Here is a 21860-nt window from a genome sequence, read left to right as displayed (position 1 = left end):
GATCCCGCATCGCGGGCAAGCCCGCTCCTACAGACTCAACCCGGTCAACTCTCCCTGTGGGAGTCTGGCTTGCCAGCGATGCTGACCACCGGGTGCTGCGTCTGACCCCGCATCGCGGGCAAGCCCGCTCCTACAGACTCAACCCGGTCGATTCTCCCTGTGGGAGTCTGGCTTGCCAGCGATGCTGACCACCGGGTGCTGCGTCCGATCCCGTACCGCGGGCAAGCCCGCTCCTGCAGACTCAACCCGGTCAATTCTCCTTGTGGGAGTCTGGCTTGCCAGCGATGCTGACCACGGGGTGCTGCGTCTGACCCCGCATCGCGGGCAAGCCCGCTCCTACAGAATCAACCCGGTCAATTCTCCTTGAGGGAGTCTGGCTTGCCAGCGATGCAGACCACGGGGTGAAATCAACGCCCCTTAGCCTTGCACTGGGGGGCGTTGGCAGTTTCAGGCGTCGGTCAGTTGCAAGGCGACCCGCCCACGGCACGGGCAATCGTCCATGTAGCGATGGGCCTCTACGAACTCTTCAAAGGGGAACACCCGCACTTCCAGTGGCAACAGCACCCGGTCGGCGGTCAACTGGTTGATCTCGCGCAGCGCCCGTTGCATGGCTTCTTCATCCTGGGCAATGCCCAGCTCCGGCTTGCCGGTGAAGTTACCGATACAGTGAACAAAGAACTGGATGTTCTTCTGGAACGCCGCACAGGCCGGGAACGGGGTGTTGTTGCCGCCCTGCAGGCCATACAGCACCAGACTGCCCCGGGGGGCCAGCACATCACCCAGCACCGACATCTGCGGGCCGCCAAGGCCGTCAAGTACAACGTCGACCCCTTTGTTGTCAGTGATCTTGTTGATTTGCATCAGCAAGTCCTGCTCCTCGGTGACTATGACCTTGTCTGCACCCAGAGCCAGCAAACCTTCACGCTCTGCAGCATCCCGGGTCGCCGCAATGACCTTGACCCCCAACGCCTTGCCCAGTTGCACGAACGAAGGCCCTGCGCAGTGGCTGGCATCGGTGATCAGCACGGTCTGGCCGGGCTTGACCCGCGCCAGATCGACATAGGCAAAGTAGGCGATCAGCAAAGGCGTGTAATGCACACTGGCCTCAACCGGGGTCAGGACATCCGGGTAGCGAGTGAGGGCCGAACGCGGCATCACGATCAGCTCGCCATAGGTGGGATAGTCGTTGGCACTCTGGCCGGGAAAGCTGGCGACCTTGTCACCCACCGCCAGATCCTCCACACCGGCACCTACGGCAGTGACAATACCGGCCATCTCATGGCCGATACCTGCAGGCAAGCGGGCCTGGCTCGGGGCCAGGTTCTGCCGCCAGAGCACGTCATACCAGCTGATACCAATAGCCTGGACACGCACCTGCACTTCCCCGGCCGCAGGCGCAGCGACCTCGTGCTCTTCGCACGTGAGTACCTCGGCCGGGCCAAACTTGTGAAAACGGATCGTGCGCGACATTACAAACCTCGCCTAATTAATCGCTAATGCCACGGACTTTATCCGGGCTTTGTGCGCAAGACTAACAGACAGCATTAATAGTCGACATGCCTGACATTGATCCGCAGGCATTTTGTCCGCTGGCAAACAGCACTGCGGCCAGTAAAAACGCAGAAAGCCAATCTACCGTGTGTCGATTTACGAGTTTTGCCAGTAAGATCCGTTACCTACCTCACCGTTGAACCGCCTGTGAAGCCTGCCAGATGAACCGTAACGACTTGCGTCGCGTCGATCTGAATTTGCTGATCGTCTTCGAAACCCTGATGCATGAGCGCAGTGTGACCCGCGCCGCCGAGAAACTGTTTCTGGGGCAACCGGCAATCAGTGCGGCACTTTCACGCCTGCGCAACCTGTTCGACGACCCTTTGTTTGTGCGCACCGGGCGCAGCATGGAGCCTACGGCCCGGGCGATCGAGATTTTTGCCCTGCTGTCTCCGGCCCTGGATTCAATATCCACGGCCGTGAGCCGCGCCTCGGAGTTCAACCCGGCCACCAGCACCTCGGTATTCCGGATTGGCCTGTCAGATGATGTGGAATTTGCGCTGCTGCCTATGCTGCTCAAGCGCTTGCGGGCAGAAGCGCCGGGGATCGTGCTGGTGGTGCGCCGGGTCAACTACATCCTGATGCCGCCGCTGCTGGCCTCCGGTGAAATTTCCGTGGGTGTCAGCTATACCAGCGACCTGCCGGCCAATGCCAAGCGCAAGGTATTGCGCCGCAGCAAGCCCAAACTGTTGCGCGCCGACACAGTGCCCGGCCCGTTAAGCCTGGATGACTTCTGTGCCCGGCCCCATGCCCTGGTTTCATTTGCCGGCGACCTCAGCGGCTTTATGGACACCGAGCTGGAAAAAATGGGCCGCAAGCGCCACGTCGTGCTGGCCGTACCGCAGTTCAACGGCCTGAGTACCCTGCTCGCCGGCACCGACATCATCGCCACCGTGCCGGATTACACCGCCGAAGCCCTGACCGCCGCCGGCGGCGTTCGCGCCGAAGACCCGCCGCTGGACACCCCGGCCTTTGAACTGCACATGGCATGGCGCGGCGCCCAGGACAACGACCCCGGGGAGCGCTGGTTGCGCTCGCGAATTCAGATGTTCTTTGGCGACCCCGAGAGTCTGTAGGTGTCGTCGGACAGACTGTTATCTGATCATTTATGCCTTTCCACCAACCATGGAGCTCCATTCACTTCCAGTTGTTGGGTCGGCCTCTTCAATTGCTTGATAACCGACCCGACCGGCGTTGTTAATCAAGATATCGGTTTGCTCTTGAGTGCTGCCTCAGCCTGACAATGTATATGCACATTGTTTAATACTAACGGCGACGCAAGTTGATACATGCGGCCTATCAAGCTGATGTTCAATCCAAATGATCCCCTGACGATTATTTATCCCAAGGCCCATACGCAAACGTGCCCACGGCATTCAGGCCTGCTCGACAGCGCTTGCACGTTTTTGGATCAAACCTACAACTTGGCGATGTTTATGCCTTAGTCGAGCGCCTGTTTACCGCTACCATTGCCGCACCCAGCCCACAGATCAGTTCAATGAAGGAACAGAAGAAATGATCGAAACCCGCCTGCTACGCCAATTCATCGCCGTGGCTGAAGAGCTGAATTTCAACAAGGCGGCCATTCGCCTGCATATGGCCCAGCCCCCGTTGAGCCAGGCCATCAACCGGCTGGAAGACAAACTGGGGTTCAGTCTGTTCACGCGCAATAAACGCGGGGTCAAGCTGACCCCGGCTGGCGATGCATTCCTGAACACTGCCTACAGCACGTTGAAGGAGCTGGAGCTGGGCATCGAGCACGCCCGCCAGGTGTCCCAGGGCATTGCCGGCAAACTCACGGTGACTGCGTTGTCGATCGCCTACTACGAGTCACTGCTCAGTACCTTGCGCCAGTTCCGCGAGTCCTACCCCAAAGTCCAGTTGATCATCAAGGAGATGCCTTCTTCCAGCCAGGCCAGGGCCATTGTGTCGGGAGAAGCGGATATTGCCTTCATGCGCAAGTTGCCGATCTCGGCGCAAAACGTCGAGTCACGCCTGCTGCTGGACGAAGAGATCGTGATGGCGCTGCCCGCCGATCACCCGAAGGCGAAGGAAGGTCGGATCGACTTGAGGGATTTCGCCGGGGAAGACTTCGTATTCACCCCCCAAGCCCTGGGCATCGGCTATCACAGTCAGTTGATCGCCTTGTGTGAAGCCGCCGGTTTTTACCCCAGGGTGGTGCAGGAGGCTGCGCAGATCCAGACCTTGATCGGCTTGGTGGCCTGCGGTTTCGGGGTTGCCCTGGTGCCTGAGTCGATTGCCGGCTCAATCATGCGCGACAAGGTCCTGTTCCGCCGGATCAACTCCGTGACCGCCTCCCCCAACCCGGCCATCGGCCTGTATATGAGCTGGAACACCGACAACCAATCACCGTTGATGGACAGCTTCATTTCCATGCTCGACTTCAACGCCGGTCCCCGGGTCGAGGGGATGCTGGCCGCCCGGGTCAGTTAGAGTGCCAGCAGGCTGTTCAAGCTCGCGACGCCAGTGCGCGGGATCAATAACCTGGCGGCCCGGCCGTCATCAACGGTGCAGATAATGGTTATGAACCGAGATTCACTTGCCCCCCGTTAAAAAGCTCCAGCGAACATTGGCGAGCCGACCGATAAAGCAAATTACTTTCACGTCTATTGGCAAGCGCCTGCAGCTGTCAGCGAGAAAAACCGATACTTGAGTAATCGACCTGTTATTCAGGATCGTGCCGCCCCGTGATACGCCAACCCGCCGAACATCACAACTAAACCAGCCATTCACCGCGGATCAATACTCGCGCCATCAAAAAGCAACCAAGCCCCGCCAATAGTATTAAACAGAGACTTTTAAAGTATTTCTCATCTCACTCTTGGCGCCGCACTATCCCCCCCACTTTTGCAACAACGGGTTGCGCCCCTCCCCCACAACCGAGTTTTTATGCCAGCCGTCATCTACATTTTTTCGCTCTGTACTTTTACCTTCGGCCTGTCCGAATTCGTTGTTGCCGGCCTGGTGTCGGCGATCTCGATGGACTTGCATGAGTCCATCTCCCAAGTTGGCTCTGCCATCGCCGCCTATGCCTTGGGCGCCGCCATCGGCGCACCGATCATCACGGCCCTGTTGGCCAACTGGCGCGACAAAACCGTCTTGTTGCTGACCCTCGGCGTGCTTGCCGCCGGCAGCGTGGCCATCAGTCTGGCGCCCGATGTACTGACCTTGCATGGCGTGCGTTTCATCATCGGCCTCGCGCATGGGGTATTCATGGCCGTGGCCTCCAACGCGGCGGTCAAACTGGTCGACCCGGTGCGCGCAGGGCGAGCGCTATCACTGGTATGGATGGGCCTGACCCTTTCAATCGCCTTTGGCGTGCCTCTGGGCACCTTCTTCGGCAGCTACTGGTCATGGCGCATGGTGTTCCTGGCCATCGGCGGCCTGGGCCTGATCAGCACCCTGGGCCTGGTGCTGCTGATGCGCCAGCAACCCCGTTGCGCAAGTCCCCGCACCACAGACCTGAAACAAAGCCTCGCGGCCCTGTTGCACCCTGAACTGTTGGGGGCTGCCACGATCGCGATGCTGGTGAGCGTGGCGACTTTTTCATTCTTTACCTTCGTATCGCCGTTCCTGCTGGACATCACCCGTGTCCCGCCGCAGGTTCTGAGCCTGGCGATGCTGGTGTTCGGTATCTGCTCCATTCTCGGCAATTTGCTGGGGGGCTATCTCGTGGATACCTTCGACGCCGATCGATGTTTGCTCGGCGGGTTGACGGCATTGATGCTTAATCTGTCGGGGTTGTACCTCTGGGGCGATTCGATGATCGCCACGTTAACGCTGGTGGGGCTATTGGGAGTGGTGTTCTTTGCCATAGTGACCATGTCGACCCTGCGCATGCTGCGCCTGGCACACCACTACACTCCGCAGTCCAGTGCAGTGGCTTCAGGGCTTAATATTGCGTCCTTCAACCTCGGAACGGCGTTGGGAGGCATAGGTGCAGGCTGGGTGATTACCCATTTCGGGCTCGCCTATATCCCCATTGCGGGCGCCGCTGCAGCAGGTGTGGCCATCGGCGCACTTGCCCTGCAAATGAAAAGCAGGCCTCCAACTGCCGATGGACACGCGGTCTGACCTGACCTGCAGCTAATACCCGAACAGCGACTTGCTCTCCAGGTATTCGTCAAACCCCGACTCACCCCACTCACGGCCGTTACCCGACTGTTTGTAGCCACCAAAAGGCGCGGCCTGGTCGGCCCGTGCACCGTTGAGGTGGACCATGCCGGTGCGCAGTTGGCGGGCAACCTTGCGACTGCGCTCCAGGCTTGCCGAAGTGACGTAACCCGACAATCCATAGGGGCTGTCGTTTGCGATGGCGATGGCCTCGGCTTCGCTGTCGTACGGCATGATCGCCAGCACCGGGCCGAAGATTTCTTCACGGGCCACCAGCATGTCCGGGGTGACGTCGGCAAATATCGTCGGCTGCACATAGTAGCCGCGCTCAATCCCTGGCGGTCGCCCCGCCCCCCCGGCAATTAACCGCGACCCCTCGCCAATGGCCTGCGCAATCATGGCCTGTACCCGCTCAAACTGCATGACGTTGGCCACCGGGCCTATGGCCGTGGCCGGGTTACTGTCGTCAAAGCACACCTGCGCCAGCACTTGCCGGGCGATATCAATCACCGCCTGTTGCTGCACACGAGGCACCAGCAAGCGCGTCGGTGCATTGCACGACTGGCCGCTGTTGCGGATACAGCCCAGCACGCCGTGGCGCACCGCACTCGGCAGGTCGGCATCGTCGAGCAGGATATTCGCGGATTTGCCGCCCAGCTCCTGGGACACACGTTTGACCGTATCGGCGGCCATTTTGGCCACAGCGATACCGGCGCGGGTCGAGCCGGTAAAGGACACCATATCCACGTCAACATGGCGGGCCAGTGCGGCTCCCACCCCAGGGCCGTCGCCGTGGACCAGGTTGAATACGCCTTTGGGCACGCCAGCCTCATGCAGTACCTGAGCGAGGATATGCGCCGACAACGGCGCGCGCTCACTCGGTTTGAGTACCAGGGTGCAGCCCACCGCCAGAGCAGGCGCGAGCTTGCAGGTGAGCTGGTTGAGCGGCCAGTTCCAGGGCGTGATCAGTGCACACACGCCGATTGGCTCTCGCACCACCAGTGAAGTGCCCAGGCGACGTTCGAAACGGTATCCGCGCAACACCTCCAGCGCCTGCACCAGATGGCCCAGGCCCGCCGGCACATGGGCATTGCGCGCCAGGGACAGCGGCGCGCCCATCTCCAGGTGCACCGCTTCGATTAAAGCCTCGCTGTGGCGCTTGTAGGCTTCGATGATGCTGTGCAGCAGTTCCATGCGCGCTTCAAGGGAACTGCCGGCGAATCCAGGAAACGCCTGGCGGGCCGCGCGGACTGCACGGTCCACATCCTGCCCGTTACCCAGGATGATGCGCGCGATCACCTGTTCGGTGGACGGGTTCACCACCGTTTCGACGCTTTCGCCGTGGGGTTTGACCCAGGCGCCGTCAATATAGAACTCAAACAGATCGGACATGTTGTCGACGCCCCTCAGGCCACCTGATTCAAAGCACCCGCCAAGGTGTCAAACACCTGGGCAATCTCCTGCGGGCTGATCACCAGCGGCGGCGAGATCACGATGGTGTCGCCCGAGCCGCGTACCAGCACGCCCTGTTCAAAGCACCACTGCGCAACCTCGCTGCCGCGTGCGCCGGCGGCACCGGGGCGTGGCTCAAGTTCGACGGCGCAGAGCAAGCCGATGGCGCGTACATCCAGTACCGGGCCAACGCCCTGCAGCGCCAGCGCAGCAGACTGCCAGAGGCCGCTGACCGCGTTAACGTGCTCGTTGATGCCCAATTCGCGGTGCACCTCGATGGTCGCCAGCCCGGCCGCACACGCCAGCGGATGCGCCGAATAGGTGTAGCCGTGCATCAGCTCGATGACGTTCGCCGGCCCGGCCATGAATGCTTCGTACACCGCACCGCTGACCAGCACGCCCCCCATAGGTACGGCGCCGTTGGTCAGACCTTTGGCCGTGGTGATCAGGTCCGGCGTCACGCCGAAAGCCTGGGCGGCAAAGCTGGCACCTACGCGGCCGAAGCCGGTAATCACTTCATCGAATATCAGCAGCACACCGTGGCGGGTGCAGATCTCGCGCAAGCGCTGCAAATAGCCCTGGGGCGGTGGATAGACGCCGCCCGAGCCTGTTACCGGTTCGACGATGACAGCGGCCACGGTGCTCGGATCCTGGATATCCAGCAACTGAGTCAGTGCATCAGCGTAACTCTCGCCCTGTTGCGCGAGCCCCGCGCTGAAACGCATGCCCGCGTCGTAGGGCAGCGGTAGGTGTGACACCTCCCCCAGCAAAGGCCCAAAGTCACGCTTCTGGCGGCCGATACCCGACACCGAAAGACCACCGAAACCCATACCGTGGTAGCCCTTGGCACGCCCGATAAACTTGGTGCGGCGGCTTTCGCCCCGGGCCTGGTGATAGCCACGGGCGATCTTCAACGCGGTGTCTACGGCTTCGGAACCCGAGTTGGTGAAGAACACGTGCTCCATACCTGCGGGGCTGATTTCGATCAGGCGCTCGGCCATCTCCAGGGCGTGGGGGTGACTCATCTTGAATGACGAGACAAAGTCCAGGCGCCCCGCGGCCTCGCGAATGGCTTCGACAATTTTTGCCTGGCCATGCCCGGCATTCACACACCACAGCCCGGCCATTGCATCCAGCACACGGCGGCCATCGCTGGTGGTGTAGTACATACCCTCGGCGCTGGTGAACATCATCGGTTGTTGCTGGAACTGGCGCATCGGGGTAAACGGCGCCCAGAACGCGCCGCTGGCAGTCTCTGGCTGTTTGCAAAAATCGTTCATGGTGACTCCTGAAATACTGTTGCGGGATGGCCAGTCAGCGTCGGGCGCTGTAACGGACCTGCGTTAACATTGACGCTGCGGTCCACAGACAAGGTGCCGTGCTCAAGCCGGCAGGTGACGCGGTCACAAAATGCCGTTTCGACAAATTGCCAGCTCATGCTCAGCGCCCCGTCTGCGGTCCAGACCGCTTGCGCCACCACCGGGGTCATGTCCGGCTGGTATTGGTGATGCAGATAGTGGCCGGTCATGCTGGTCCGGCTTTCGATGGCGTCGGTAAACCCGGCGCGGATGCAGTGGCTGCCGCGGGGGTCGGTGAGGTAGAAGTCGCAGTAGCCATCACCGAACACCAGGCGCACCTGGCTGACCTGATCTTCATTGGCCTGCATCTCGAATGTGCCGCTGAACCCGGCCTGGCGCGACGAAGTCGATGCACCGGACAGAGACGGCCGCTGCTGGCGGGCCAAGAGTGCCGCCAGCTGCGGGTCAGCCGCGCTGTCGGCCGGCCCGTCCAGCGCAGGCAACAGATGCTCCCAGAGCAGGCTGTGCAAACGCCGTTCGCCCAATGGCAGCCCGGCAGTAAATGCAATCACCGCGTTCTGCTGTGGCAACACAATGCACTGCTGGCCAAATACCCCGGAGGCGTAATAGCCACCGTGCAGGGTCATCCACCACTGATAGCCGTACCCCTCGCGACGAGTGATACCGGCGGCGCCGGACTCGTCGCGGCCCAGGTAGCGCTTGCCATCGAAGGCGCCCATCCACACATCCTCGACATGCCCGCGCGTGGCCTCGGCCACCCACTCGCGGGACAGCAGTTGCTGCCCTTCCCAGCTTCCTTGCTGCAAGTGCAGTACACCGAACTTGAGCAAATCCTCGGTACTGCAACTCAAGCCGTTACCGCCGGTGTTGTAACCGCCAGGCGCCAGATCCCACTCGATACGACCCATGCCCATGGGCTCGAAGATACGTGCGTTGCACAGTTCAAAGGCGGTCTGGCCGCTAACGACACTGACAATGGCCGAGAGCATGAAACTCGACGCGCTGCTGTAGATGAAGCGCTGTCCTGGCGGGTCTTCGACCGGCTCATTGAGGAACAATCTGACCCAGCTTTCACTGCGCCCGCGCCAGGCCCCGCCGGAAATCCCCTGACGATGGCCGGTGCGCATGGTCAGCAAATCGCGCACGGTCATGGCCGCCAGGTGTTGGCTGATGGGGGTCGGGCATTGGCCGGGAAAAAAATCCACTACTTTGGCGTCCAGCGACAGCACGCCGTCATCCACCAACAGCCCGATGGCCATGGACACCCAGCTCTTGGTTGCCGAATGTTGAACGTGCAGCCGGTCTGCACGGTAAGGCGCCCAAAACGCTTCGGCCACCACTGCGCCGTCGCGATACAGCATGAAACTGTGCAACTCCAGGCCCGCAGCGTTCACCGCATCGATGAAATCACTCACGCCACGCGCCGACACGCGTTGTTGGCCGGGCAATGCCCGCCGCAACGGCAAACTCGTCATCTGATCTATCCCCTCATTCCACTGCTTGGGCGTGCGCCAGGCTCACCCTGGCGCACGCCGATACCGCTACCAGAGCGCCAGGCTGTAACCCAGGATCACTCGATTCTCATTGGTGTCGCGGGCAAAGTTGCTGGTGGCGCTGGCGTTCTGCCAACGCAGCGACACGTTCTTGAAGGTGCCGCTCTGCACCACATAGCCCAGGCTTAAATCACGCTCCCATTCGCGCCCTTCGCCGTTGAAGCCGATGACCTTGGCGTCAAAGCCCTTGGCATAACGTGTGGAGAACAACAGGCCCGGTACGCCCAGTACGGCAAAGTCATAGTCATAGCGGGCATGCCACACCCGTTCGTTGGTCTGGGAGAAGTTGGCCAGTTGGTACTCGGTGAACAGGTAGGTGTTGCTGCCGTCAACATAGGTGAAGGGTGTCGCACCGTACTGCTGCTGGTAGCCGCCGCTGAGGTTGTGGCCATTGAGGCCGTAGCCCACCCGGGTACTCAACGCACGGTTATCCACTTTGCCGGCAAGCGCCGAGCCGTCTTCACTGGCACTGAAGTAACGGATGTCGGTCTTGAAGGTACCGGGGCCCCACTTGAAGCTGTTTTTCAAACCCAGGTAATGCTGTCGGTACAGGCTCTCCAGTTGCGCAAACTGGTAGGTGACCAGGGTGGTCGGCGTCAGCTTGTAGTCGCCGCCGGCGTAGCGAAACTCGTCGCTCCTGGCGCTGCTTTTGTAGGCGCCGTACTGGCTGGTAAGCCCCATGTCCTCGTAGTGAGTCGAGTCCCGTTGCTTGACCTGATCCAGCTGGCCCACGCTCAACGTCAGGTTGTCGATGTCTTTGGAGGTCAGCGCCGTACCACTGAAACTCTGCGGGAACAGACGGCTGAGGTTCGGCTGCAGGGTCGGCAGGTCGGGCACCATGTAGCCCACCCGCAGCTCGCTTTGGGCCAGGCGCGCCTTGCCGGTGATACCGAGCTTGGAGTAGTTGTCATGGGCGCGGCGGGCATAGCTGGGGGAGCCCGGCTCGGCCACGCTCGAGCGCGCCAGCAGCCCTGTGCCTGAATTGTCCGGGCTGGAATCAAGCTTTACGCCCAGCATGCCGACTGCATCCAGACCAAAACCGACGGTGCCCTCGGTGAAGCCCGACTCAAGGTTCAGGATAAATCCCTGTGCCCACTCCTCGCGCTTGTTCTGCCCGCTGGATTCGCGGTAGTCGCGGTTGAAGTAATAGTTCTTCAGTTCAAGTGCAGCTTTGCTGTCGGAAACGAAGTCGGCCTGAGCAAACACGGGCATGAAACTGGCGCCCACGACCCCGGCACTGGTAACGACTTGGTTGATGCGGTTCTTCATGTGTAGGTTCCTGGCAGACAGGTTGAGTAAGGTTATTTTTGTTTTCTTCGGCCATGGCTTCGCCCGCTTCGCAAATCATCGATTTGCGAAGGGTTGGGGTTCTACGCCATGGCCTGGGGTGCTGCAGTCGCTAAATCACACTGGCGCGAAGGCGATAACTGCCATCCGCACGTTTCTCCAGGGGGCTGGCCGCCGCGAGGAGCCGACGGGTATAGGGGTGTTGCGGGGTGTCGAAAATACTGTCCCGCGAGCCAATTTCAACCACCTCGCCCTGGTTCATCACCGCCACGCGATGGGCGATGCGCTCCACCGCCGAGAGGTCGTGGGAGATAAACAGGCAGGCAAATCCATATTGGCGCTGCAAGCGCTCGAACAGTTCGAGGATCTGCTTCTGGATGGTCATGTCCAGCGCCGAAATCGGCTCATCGGCAATGACCAGTTTTGGCCGCCTGACCAGCGCCCGGCCAATCGCCACGCGCTGACGTTGCCCACCGGAGAGTTGATGGGCAAAGCGCTCACGGAACTGCTCGGGCAAGCCCACGTCCACCAGGGTATCGGTGACCCGCTGACGTTTTTGCGCAGAGTTCAGCCCCGGCTCATGGCGCAGCGGCTCGGCGATGATCTGGCCGACGGTCATGCGCGGGTCAAGGGATGAATACGGGTCCTGGAAAATCATCTGGCATTGCAGACGATGCGCGCGGTTGGCGGCCTTGAGGATATCCACGCCTTGAAACATGATCGCCCCGGCGCAGGGCGTGACCAGCCCGACCACCGCACGTCCCAGGGTGGTCTTGCCCGAACCGCTGCCACCGACCAGCGCCAGGGTCTCCCCCGGGGCGATGCTCAGGTTCACCGAATGCACCACGCGCTTTGGCACGCTACGGCCCCAGAAACTGCGGGGGCCGGGATGTTCGATACACACATCGCGAACCTGCAACAGCGCGCTGTCTGAGGCCGGTAGTGGTACCAGCTTGCCACGGCGCGGCAACGCCTCCAGTAACTGGCGGGTGTAGTCGGCCCGGGGCGCAAACAGGATGTCTTCGATACGGCCCTGCTCCACGGCTTTGCCCGAGCGCATCACCACCACCTTGTGGGCATAACGTGCCACCAGGGACAGGTCGTGGCTGATAAACAGAATCGCGGTGCCTTGCTCGCGGGTCAGTTCCAGCATCAGCTCGATCACGTCCAGCTGTGCCAGGCAATCCAGCGCGGTGGTGGGCTCGTCGGCGATCAGCAGTGCCGGGCGCAACAACATCACCGACGCGAGCATGATGCGTTGGCGCATGCCGCCGGAAAACTGGTGCGGGTAGGACGCCAGGCATTTCTCGGCGTCCTTGATGCCGATACGTTGCAGCATCGCGATACAGCGCTCGCGGATCGCGGCTGCGTCCAGGGTGGTGTGCAACTTGAGCGCCTCACTCATCTGCCGGCCTATGGTCAGAGCCGGGTTGAGCGACACCATGGGTTCCTGGAATACCATGCCGATCCGTGCCCCCCGTACCTGGCGCATGCCCTTGGGATCAGCGGTATTGAGCGCTTCGCCCTGAAAGGTGATGCGCCCGCCGCACACCTGCATCGGCGTCGGCAGCAAGCCAATGACCGCGCGGGCGGCCATGGTCTTGCCGCTGCCCGACTCGCCCACCAGCGCAACGATCTCGCCGGGAGCCATGTTGAAGCTGAAGTCATCGACGGCCAGCGGACCGTCTGCACCGACCCGAATCTGTAGATTTTCAACAGCCAGTAACGTAACTGGAGCGCTCATGCTCATGTCCTCATGCGCGGGTCGAGACGATCACGCAAGGCATCGCCGAACAGATTGATAGCCAACAAGGTCAGGCTGATAAAGATGCCCGGGAAGATCCCCAGCCATGGCGCACTGGAAATATAGGTGCGGCTTGCCGACAGCATGCTGCCCCAGGTGGCAGCGGGTGGTGGCACCCCGAGGCCAAGGAAGCTCAGCGCACTCTCCGAGAGCAAGGCCCAGCCGAACATGCTGGTGGCCAGCACACACAATGGCGCCAGACAATTGGGGGTGATGTGCCGGAACATGGTGTACAGCTCCGAGTTGCCGATCACCCGCGAGGCCTCGATAAATTCCAGTTCACGTAACGACAGCACGCTGCCACGCACCACGCGCACCACTGAGGGGGTGTAGGCGATGCCCAAGGCAAGCACGATGCCGTACTGGCTGGCACCGACGATCGCCATGATGCCCAGGGCCATGAGAATGCCGGGAAATGCCAGCAACGCATCGTTGAGCATCATCAGCACGCGGTCTGTCCAGCCCCGCAGGTAACCGGCGAGCATGCCGATCAGCGTGCCGCAGATAACCGCTACAGCTACCGAAAGCAGGCTGATCCACAGGCTGGTACGCGCACCAATGATCAAGCGGCTGAACACATCACGGCCGAATTCGTCGGTGCCCAGCCAATGCGCTGCGCTCGGCGGCTGCAGGCGCGACAACAGATCCAGTTTCAGCGGGTCGTACGGGGTCCACACCACACCCAGCAGAGCCAGTGCCACCAATGCCGCGAGCAAGGTGCCGCCGATCAATGCATTCAGCGGCGGGTAACGCCAGGGCCGCCGGGGCTGGCAAGCCGGTTCTGCCGGCAAGGAAAGAGTCTTGAGGTTCATAGCTTCACCCTTGGATCGAACAACGGATACAGCAGATCCACCAACAGGTTGACCAACACGTAGATGCAAGTGATCAGCAGCAGGCAGCCCTGCAGCACCGGATAGTCGCGGGAGAAGATCGCATCCACCATCAGCCGGCCGATCCCCGGCAAGGTGAACACCGTCTCCAGTACCGCAATGCCGCCCAGCAGATTGCCGAGAATCAGACCGATCAGCGTCCAGGTCGGCGCAAAGGCATTACGCAAGGCGTGCCTCCACAACACCGCACTCTCGGACAAGCCCTTGGCCCGGGCATGGGCGATATACTCCAGGCGTAGCACTTCAATGGTGCTGGCCCGTGCCATCCGCGCAATGGCACCGAACTCCACCAGGGTCAGGGTGATGATCGGCAGCACCACATAGGTCACAGCCTTCAGCGGGTCGCTGGCGAAGCCGACGTAACCGATCACCGGCAGCCAGCCCAACTGAATGCCGAAGACATACAGCAGCAGCAATCCCAGCCAGAAACTGGGCACCGACAGCAGCAGGGTCGCAGTTGCCACCAGGCCCAGGTCCATCACGCTGTTTTGCTTCCAGGCCGCGAGCAAGCCCACCGGCACCGCGAGCAAGGTTGCCAGTAACACCGAAACCAGCACCACCGTGGCGCTGACACTGAAACGCTCGACCAGCAACTCCAGCACTGGCTGGCGGCTGCTGATGGACACCCCGAGATCACCACTGAGCACCGACTTGATCCAGATCAGGTACTGGCTCACCACCGAGTGATCCAGACCCAGGCTGCTGCGCATGTCGGCCAGGCTTTGCGGGTCGGCCATGTCGCCGAGCATCAGCAATGCCGGGTCGCCGGGAATCAGGCGGATCAAGGCAAATACAATCACCGAGATCAGCAACAGGGTCGGCACTGCCATGCCGAGCCTGTGCAATATGAATCGAAACATAGCTCTACGCCTTACTTGGAAGTGTCGGCCAGCTTCACGCCCCACAGGCGCGGCTTGGCAACGGGCCAGGAGCGGTAACCTTCAACGCGCTTGCCCATGGCGCCGATGGCTGTACCGTTGTAGATGACCACCAGCGGCACATCCGTGAGCATCATGCTGTGCAGCTTGTCGAACAGTGGCTGGCGTTTGGCGGGGTCGACCTCACGCTGGGCGTCGCGCAATATCGCCAGGGCCTGGGGGTTGTCCCACACTTTGCGCGGCTCCTTTTGCTTGTCGCCGATGACAGACTCATAGCTTTGCGCAGCATCAAAGCGCCCGGAATATGAAAACGACATCATCTGGTAGCTGCCGGTCTGGTAGCGCTCCAGTTGCGTGCCCCACTCCAGCGTCTCCATCTCGATATTCAGCCCCGCCGCCTGGGCCATGGCCTGGCTGAGCAAGCCCATGTCGAACATCTGCGGGTAGCGTTTATTGACCAGCATGCGGATTTTTTCACCGCCATAACCCGCCTCTTTCAACAGGCGCCGGGCCTCGTCGAGGTTGTAGGTGTAACCCTGGTGGGCGGTGGCGTCGTAATAGGGACTGGCGGTGGGGATTACCGAGTTGTTGACCACCGACAAACCATCGGACAACGCCGCAACCATCTGCGCGTAATCCAGGGACAGCGCCACCGCTCGACGAATACGCACGTCCTTGAGCAGCGGGTCATTGGTCTGGAACAGCAGGCCGCTGATGGTCATGATCGGGCTGACCTGTATCTGCAGGTTCTTGACCTGCTTGAGCTGTGCTGCGTCCATTGCCGTTACATCCGGCAGCAGGTCCACGCCACCCGACAGTAACGCGGCCTTGGCCGACGCCGAATCGGGGATCACCTCGAAACGCACCTTGTCGACAAACGCCTGCTTGTTGCCGGTGTAACCGTCCGCCTCGGCCTCGGCACGGGGGCTGTAGTCCTTGAAGCGATCCAGCTCGACGTACTGGCCTTTCTGCCATTTGCCCAGACTGAACGGCCCGGTGCCAATGGGTGCGCGCCAACTGCCATCTGCGGCCAGGGAGTCCGGGTGCACAATGCCGCTGCCGGCGCAATCCGGGCGGGCCATTGCCGCTAGGAACAAGCCGTTGGCCTGGTCCAGTTGGAACACCACGGTTTTCGGGTCGGGAGTGGCCACATCGACAATTTTCGCCGCCCCGCGGCCATCGAACTCCGCCAGGCAGCGCCACTGGGTCTTGGGGTCCAGATAGCGTTGCCAGGTCCATTGCACATCCCGGGCCGTCAACAACTGGCCATTTTGAAAGTGCACCCCGTCACGCAGGGTAAAGGTGTAGCGCAGGCCGTCCGGCGATATGTCCACCGCACTGGCAAGCAGTGGCGCGATGCTGGTGTCTTCACGATACGCCACCAGCCCTTCGACGATATGCATCATCACCGCGTCGGTATTGTCGTCGCGGTTGACGCCCGGGTCGGTGCTGCGGATATCACCATTGAGGCCAACACTGATGACCTTGTCTTGCGCGACGGCCATGGACACTGTGCACGCCGACATTGCGACGGCCAGCGCCGTCTTTACGTAACTGTTCACGGGAGAAAGACTCCTTGAAGAAATATTCCGGTCGGTGGCGAGGGCCAAGGCAGGACCGGCATCAGAATGAGTGAATCCTTGATTATTGTTATACGGTCTGTTCTGAGTGCAGCTACCAGCGTTGTATCAGCCAAGGCTGCGCTTGTGGCGCAAGACCCTGGCGAAAAAATCCTGGGCAGCCGGCATGGCCTTGATGCCCTGGTGGGCCACATTGGGTAGCAGGTCGAAATGCACCTGCACCCCGGCGGCTTCAAAACTTTGCTTCAAGGCCGCCAGGCGTTCCGGACGAGTACGTCCGGCGGAGTTGGCGCCGGCCATGTAGTGTTTGCCGCCTTCGCGGTGGGTGATCTCCCAGGTTTCAAGGTCGGAATCGCCCACCACCATGTGCACCGGCAGTTGCTGCAAGGCTTGCAGGTTCAGCGGTTTACCGAAGCGCGCGGCGAAGTCCCGCACCCCGACCCACCAGTCCTGGTCGGCATCCAGCAAGGTGACAGAACCCGGCGCGCCAATAGATGCCGCCCAGAGTTTTTCGGGGTGCAGATAGCAGAAGCGATGGCTGAATTGCCCGCCGCCGGAATAACCGAACAGGGCGAAGGTCTCAAAGCGGCGACCGTAACGTTTGCCGACGCTGGCGATCATGTCGAGCAAGACCTTGTCGTAGCGAATATCGCCTTCGACCATCTGCTTGTAACCGTCCCCATTGTCGTCACCCAACACGCCGACCGGGAACAGCGGCGACAGAATCACGCAATCGTTCCAGCGACCAAATTCCGCGAAGCCATTGCGGTAGATTTCCATCGCCCGGGTAGAACCGTGCAGCGAGACCACCAGGTCAACCGGCCGGGTGCGGTCTTCGATGGCCTCGGGCACATACAGGGTGTAGGCAAAACGGCTGTCCTGCTGGTGCGAGTAAACCGTGGTTGCACCGAGGTGATAGACGTTTTTGGCAGCGCGCAAGGCCGCGTCGAGGGTGTTGTTATCAGGATTGCTCATGGGGAAAGTTCGCCGAATCAGTTCGGACTTGAGTATTGTTCGGCGGCTATAAAAAGAAAAACTAATTTAACTTTATCAATAGTAAACATTATCTTTACTATCAACCCCCTGCCCTCGCTACAGGTCTGCCCATGAGCAACATGCGTTTTTTCAAGACGTTTATCGCCGTCGCCGAGTACGGCAGCTTCGCTGCCGCCGCCGACCGCGTGGCCCTCACCAACGCCGCCGTTGGCCAGCAAATGCGTGCCCTCGAAGAAGAGATGCGCCGGCCGTTGTTCGACCGCAGCCAGCGACAGATCAAGTTGAGCCGCGATGGCGTGTTGCTGCTGCCCAAAGCCAAGCGCTTGCTGGAGGACTACGAGCAGATGATCGCCGAAGCCCCTGACGGTCTGGCCATGGAGGGCGAAGTGTCCATTGGCGGCATTACCTCCGGTATGGGCCTGCTCGCCAATTGCCTGGTGCAACTGAAAAAGCTGCACCCGCGGATATCGGTCAACCTGATGACCGCCCGCTCCGATGAAGTGGTCAACCTGGTGCATGCCGCCAAGCTCGACGCCGCCTTGCTGATCGAAACCGCGCGGCAGAATTTCGATGGCTTGAGCTGGACCCTGCTCTACAACGAACCCATCGTCATGCTTGCCAACGCTACACAAACCGCCGGCATCAACGACGCCGTGGAACTGCTCAGAACCCAGCCGTTTATTCGCTACGACAGGTCCACGGCAGTGGGCCGCAAAGTGCAGTCGATCATCAAGAGCGAATCCATCGAGCCGTTGGAGATTCTGGAACTCAACTCGATCATTGGCATCGCTGACCTGGTTCGCCAGCAAGTCGGTGTGGCAATCGTGCCGTTGCTGAAGAACTTTGACTGGGACAAAGACCCTTGCCTGCGGGTGCTGCCGTTGCCGGGGGACCTGGCGGTACGCCGGGTGGGGATATTGGAGCAAGGCACCAAAAGTGCGATTACCGGGGAGATTCGCAAGTTGCTGATGCAGGCGGTGGCGAAGTGAGCTTTTTGCAGCTTTGCCGGTAGCGTCAGGCGTATCGGGCTCGAGTCCGATCGCTGTTGAAGCGGACTCTGGCGGCGGATGCCGCCAGAGGTTTTGCTCCGCCTGTCAGTTAGAAGTCCACCGACGCGGAGAGCTCAAAGGTACGTGGCGCCCCCAGGCCCAGGCTGGACAACAACGGCGTGCCCCAGTAGGCCTTGTCGGTCAGGTTGGTGACACTGGCGCGCAACGTCACCGGGCGACTGGCTACGCGGGTGGCATAGTGTGTGCCCAGGTCAAAGATCGTATAGCCAGGTATCGATTGCGTGTTGTCATCGCTGATGTACTGCTTTGACACTGATGTCGCATTGGCGGTCAGGGTTAAACCGTCGAGTACCGGTGTGTCCCATTCCACGCCCAGCTTTCCTTGCAGCTTGGGCAAGCCGGTGGCCGTCTTGCCCTGGTTGACGCCGCCCTCGGTCTTGGTGATTTTCGGGTCCACATGAGCCACGCCCCCCATCAGGCGCACATTGTCCAGCGGTGAGCCGAAGAATCCCCACTCGACACCCCGGTTACGCTGTTCGCCACCAAACGAAAAGATATTGCTGTTCGGGTCCAGATAGCTGCCGGGACGCTTGATTTCATACAGGCTGAGGGTGTGGGTGAAGTCACCGAGATCGACCTTGAGCCCGACCTCTTTTTGCTTGGACTTGTAGGGCGCGAATACATCTCCCGCATTCGCGGCCGTCATCGGTGCGGTCGCCCCCTGGCTCAGGCCTTCGATGTAGTTGGCATACAAAGACACATGCTCGCTGAGTTTGACCAGCAACGCCGCCGCAGGCGTGGTGGCCTCTTCGTCATAACGGTCTGTGCGCGCCCCGGTAGTCACACTGAAACTGTCGGTGAGCACTTGCTGACGGCGCACGCCAAGGGTCAGTTGCACCTGTTCCTCCAGAACCGACAGCGTATCCGCCACGCCGTAGCTGGTCAGACGGCTTTCGTTATGGGCAATGTAGGGAAAATCGGTGGGCGCAGCCGGGCCCCAGACCGGGTTGTAGATATTGGTCACCCAGTCTGCACCCGGCACCGTGCGGCGCCCGAAGTCCTTTTGGGTATCGCCGTAATGCGTGGCATTCAAGGACCATTGATGCTTGATGGCCGCCGTCTGGAAGTGGCCCTTCAAGCCAACCTCCCCCGAGGTCTTCTCGAGTTCCATTTTCAACTGGCCCATGCTGGTCCTGAAGTCGCCCGCATCGTTAAACACAGTGGCCAGCATCGTGCCGCTGTAGGTGTAGCGGGTCCTGCTGGCGCCGTAGGCCGCATAAGCCATCAGGCTGTCAGTCAGGTCGTACTCACCGCGCACTATCGCCCCCCGGTCTTTAGTCTGCACATACGCCCAGTCGGGGTTCAGCAGAGTGTCGGCCTTGGGCGGTTTGGGCACTGCCACGCCGGAGGCCAGGTTGATCCCCCGGTTCTGCCCGCGAATACGGTCTTCACTTTCATACAGGTCGGCGGAGAGGCGAGCACGCTCGCCGCGCCAGTCCAGGCCCAGCGACGTCAGTTCGGCCTTCTGCTCCTGGTGATTGATCGCTCCGTCGCCATCACGGTAAACACCGTTGAAACGGATGCCGAACTGCTGGTCCTCGCCAAACCGCCGGCCCACATCCAGATGCCCGCCAAACTGGGCATCCGACATGTAGGTGCCGGTCAGCCGCGTCAACGGTTCATCGCCAGCACGCTTGGGTACCAGGTTGACGCTGCCGCCTACCGAGCCGCCGGGCGGCATGCCATTAAGCAGTGCAGACGGGCCTTTGAGCACCTCGATGCGCTCGTACATTTCCGGCGAAATCCGGTAGTACGGCGCGACGCCATACAAACCACCGATGGTCACGTCGCTGATGTCACTGGCGAAGCCACGGATGGAGTAGTTCTCACTGAAGGTGCCGGTCAGGCCGTTGCTGAACACTGAAGGATCAGTGGCAGCAATCACCTGAGTGATGTTTTGCGCCTGACGGTCGGCGATGTACTTCTCCGTGTAGCTGACGGTGCTGAACGGCGTTTCCATGAAGTCCTTGTTACCCAGCAGGCCGACACGGCTGCCGTACGCCACCTGCCCGCCGGCATAGGTGGGCGGCAGCCCGGAAGGCAATAGCATTTCGCCCTCCACCAGGGTGGCGGGCAGCGTGGAGACACCCTCTTCTTCACTGGTCGTGCTCTGGGCATAAGCCGGCAAGCCGGTTGCGGCCAGGGTCAGGCCCAGTAGTACACCCTGTACGGCGGCGGCAGTGCGATTCAAGGCAAAGACTGCGCGTGGTGGCGCAATGCGGGTTTGAAAGTGGCGTTTACGCACGCTATGACTCCGTTCAATTGAGAAGGTATTTGCTGTGTTGAATCCGAATCTAAAGAATGGTTTTAATGAGAATCGATAACTATCAAAGACGCAAGCGGCTACGGCCTGGCACCCTTTAGCGCTGATAGCCCTTTTCGACGTCGTCGATAATCAATTTCAGTGAGGTCGGACTGGCCCCGGTCACGTACCAGGCCTGGGCATCGACAAAGATCACCCGCCCGTTTTTCCAGGCCTTGGTCTGGCGCAGCAGCGGGTTATCCATGCTTCGGGCATCCATCACCGGTCGACGCTCCATCACTGCCGTGCGGTCGACGACGAAGATGATGTCGGGGTTGGCCTGCAGGATGAATTCGCTGGAAATCGGCTGGCCATGCAGGCCGGTTTCCGCATTCGGGCCGGCCGGCTTCACCCCCAGGGCACTGAAGATGAAGCCGTAGCGCGACTGCACGCCGAAGGAGTTGAAGGCGCCATTGTTGTGCAAAACCACCAATGCTTTGTCGGGGCGCCCCGCAGTGATACGCCTGACCTCCTCGACCCGGGTGTCCAGTTCGTTGACCTTCTGGCGGGCGAGCGCCTGCCGGGCGAAGACGTCTCCCAACGTCATCAGGTGCTCCCTGATGACGTCGATGTGGCGCGCCTGGCTATCGCGATAGTCGACATCGAAATGAAGGGTCGGGGCCATCTCGCTCAATTCCTCAAAGCGATTGGCCTGCAGCGATGTAATCAGTATCAGATCAGGCCGGGCGCCATGAACGCGTTCCAAATTGGGCTGCACGATCGAGCCCACGTCCTCGACGCTCGCTGCATCCTTGTAGCGGGCAAGAAAATGCGGGACGAAATCCTTCGGCATCGCCGCCACAGGTACCCCCAACTGGTCGAGAAAATCGACCTCGTTCATGTCCAGGGCGACCACCCGTTGTGGCGCATGGTCGATCCGGGTCGTGCCCAGTTGGTGTTGCACTGTGACAGGGGTGTAAGCCGCCGCTGATGATTGTGGGGATGGCGCTTGGGCGGACTTTTCATTACATGCACAGAGTGCGGCAGTCACGGCGATCAGCAAGGCCGACGCCCACCTGCGGTGTGTGTGATGGCTGGACATGG

The 21860-nt window shown here is 60.9% G+C and carries 16 protein-coding genes; 4 read left to right on the top strand and 12 right to left on the bottom strand.

All coding sequences use genetic code 11. The features are described from left to right. Positions 1–447: 447 nt before the first annotated feature. A complete protein-coding gene (locus tag JQ848_RS11300; protein ID WP_127195441.1) occupies positions 448–1470 on the bottom strand; it encodes a zinc-dependent alcohol dehydrogenase family protein in 1023 nt (340 codons plus the stop codon). A 242-nt stretch (positions 1471–1712) separates the two neighbouring features. Here JQ848_RS11300 and JQ848_RS11295 point away from each other — a divergent pair, with 242 nt between their 5' ends. The 3 genes from JQ848_RS11295 (at position 1713) to JQ848_RS11285 (ending at position 5646) form a co-directional block, all read left to right on the top strand. Continuing rightward, on the top strand, positions 1713–2627 hold the full coding sequence (locus JQ848_RS11295; protein WP_003445313.1) for a LysR family transcriptional regulator: 915 nt from the start codon (positions 1713–1715) through the stop codon (positions 2625–2627). Positions 2628–3066: 439 nt separating this feature from the next. Next, positions 3067–4005: a LysR family transcriptional regulator gene (locus tag JQ848_RS11290; protein WP_202210696.1), complete on the top strand. Its 939-nt coding sequence runs from the start codon at positions 3067–3069 to the stop codon at positions 4003–4005. Between the two features lie 456 nt (positions 4006–4461). Then, complete coding sequence (locus JQ848_RS11285; RefSeq protein WP_202210695.1) at positions 4462–5646, top strand: MFS transporter; 1185 nt, start codon at positions 4462–4464, stop codon at positions 5644–5646. Between the two features lie 12 nt (positions 5647–5658). Here the strand turns inward: JQ848_RS11285 and JQ848_RS11280 are convergent, their stop codons facing one another. The 9 genes from JQ848_RS11280 to JQ848_RS11240 all read right to left on the bottom strand — a co-directional run bounded on the left by JQ848_RS11280 (position 5659) and on the right by JQ848_RS11240 (position 17423). After that, positions 5659–7077 (bottom strand): aldehyde dehydrogenase family protein, encoded by a 1419-nt coding sequence (locus JQ848_RS11280; RefSeq protein WP_202210694.1) that lies wholly within the window; start codon positions 7075–7077, stop codon positions 5659–5661. Between the two features lie 14 nt (positions 7078–7091). After that, entirely contained in the window at positions 7092–8417 is a 1326-nt protein-coding gene (gene aptA, locus JQ848_RS11275) for an omega-aminotransferase AptA (RefSeq protein WP_010656585.1), read from the bottom strand. Beyond that, positions 8414–9931: a serine hydrolase domain-containing protein gene (locus JQ848_RS11270; RefSeq protein WP_160627539.1), complete on the bottom strand. Its 1518-nt coding sequence runs from the start codon at positions 9929–9931 to the stop codon at positions 8414–8416. The genes aptA and JQ848_RS11270 overlap by 4 nt, the downstream gene beginning before the upstream one ends. Before the next feature lie 66 nt (positions 9932–9997). Continuing rightward, positions 9998–11278 carry an OprD family porin gene (locus JQ848_RS11265; protein ID WP_010656587.1) on the bottom strand — a complete coding sequence of 427 codons (1281 nt, stop codon included), beginning with the start codon at positions 11276–11278 and terminating at the stop codon, positions 9998–10000. 130 nt (positions 11279–11408) lie between these two features. Beyond that, positions 11409–13040 carry an ABC transporter ATP-binding protein gene (locus tag JQ848_RS11260; RefSeq protein WP_202210693.1) on the bottom strand — a complete coding sequence of 544 codons (1632 nt, stop codon included), beginning with the start codon at positions 13038–13040 and terminating at the stop codon, positions 11409–11411. A 2-nt stretch (positions 13041–13042) separates the two neighbouring features. After that, on the bottom strand, positions 13043–13912 hold the full coding sequence (locus JQ848_RS11255; protein ID WP_003445257.1) for an ABC transporter permease: 870 nt from the start codon (positions 13910–13912) through the stop codon (positions 13043–13045). Then, complete coding sequence (locus JQ848_RS11250; RefSeq protein WP_003445255.1) at positions 13909–14850, bottom strand: ABC transporter permease; 942 nt, start codon at positions 14848–14850, stop codon at positions 13909–13911. Before JQ848_RS11250 ends, JQ848_RS11255 begins: the two co-directional genes overlap by 4 nt. 11 nt (positions 14851–14861) lie before the next feature. Then, positions 14862–16430: an ABC transporter substrate-binding protein gene (locus tag JQ848_RS11245; protein ID WP_003445254.1), complete on the bottom strand. Its 1569-nt coding sequence runs from the start codon at positions 16428–16430 to the stop codon at positions 14862–14864. A gap of 126 nt (positions 16431–16556) precedes the next feature. Next, entirely contained in the window at positions 16557–17423 is an 867-nt protein-coding gene (locus JQ848_RS11240; RefSeq protein WP_202210692.1) for an alpha/beta hydrolase family protein, read from the bottom strand. Between the two features lie 131 nt (positions 17424–17554). Here JQ848_RS11240 and JQ848_RS11235 point away from each other — a divergent pair, with 131 nt between their 5' ends. After that, entirely contained in the window at positions 17555–18433 is an 879-nt protein-coding gene (locus JQ848_RS11235) for a LysR family transcriptional regulator (protein WP_003445252.1), read from the top strand. A gap of 109 nt (positions 18434–18542) precedes the next feature. Here JQ848_RS11235 and JQ848_RS11230 read toward each other — a convergent pair whose 3' ends face one another. Both JQ848_RS11230 and JQ848_RS11225 read right to left on the bottom strand, forming a co-directional pair. Further along, positions 18543–20759: a TonB-dependent receptor gene (locus tag JQ848_RS11230; protein WP_202210691.1), complete on the bottom strand. Its 2217-nt coding sequence runs from the start codon at positions 20757–20759 to the stop codon at positions 18543–18545. Positions 20760–20874: 115 nt separating this feature from the next. After that, positions 20875–21858 (bottom strand): siderophore ABC transporter substrate-binding protein, encoded by a 984-nt coding sequence (locus JQ848_RS11225; protein WP_003445250.1) that lies wholly within the window; start codon positions 21856–21858, stop codon positions 20875–20877. Positions 21859–21860 lie beyond the last annotated feature (2 nt).

The organism is Pseudomonas paraversuta, assembly GCF_904067025.1.
In the GTDB taxonomy this organism is placed as follows: Bacteria; Pseudomonadota; Gammaproteobacteria; order Pseudomonadales; family Pseudomonadaceae; genus Aquipseudomonas; species Aquipseudomonas paraversuta.
The sequence above is the reverse complement of the archived record's forward strand: the minus strand, read 5'-3'. Positions and strand labels throughout refer to the sequence as shown.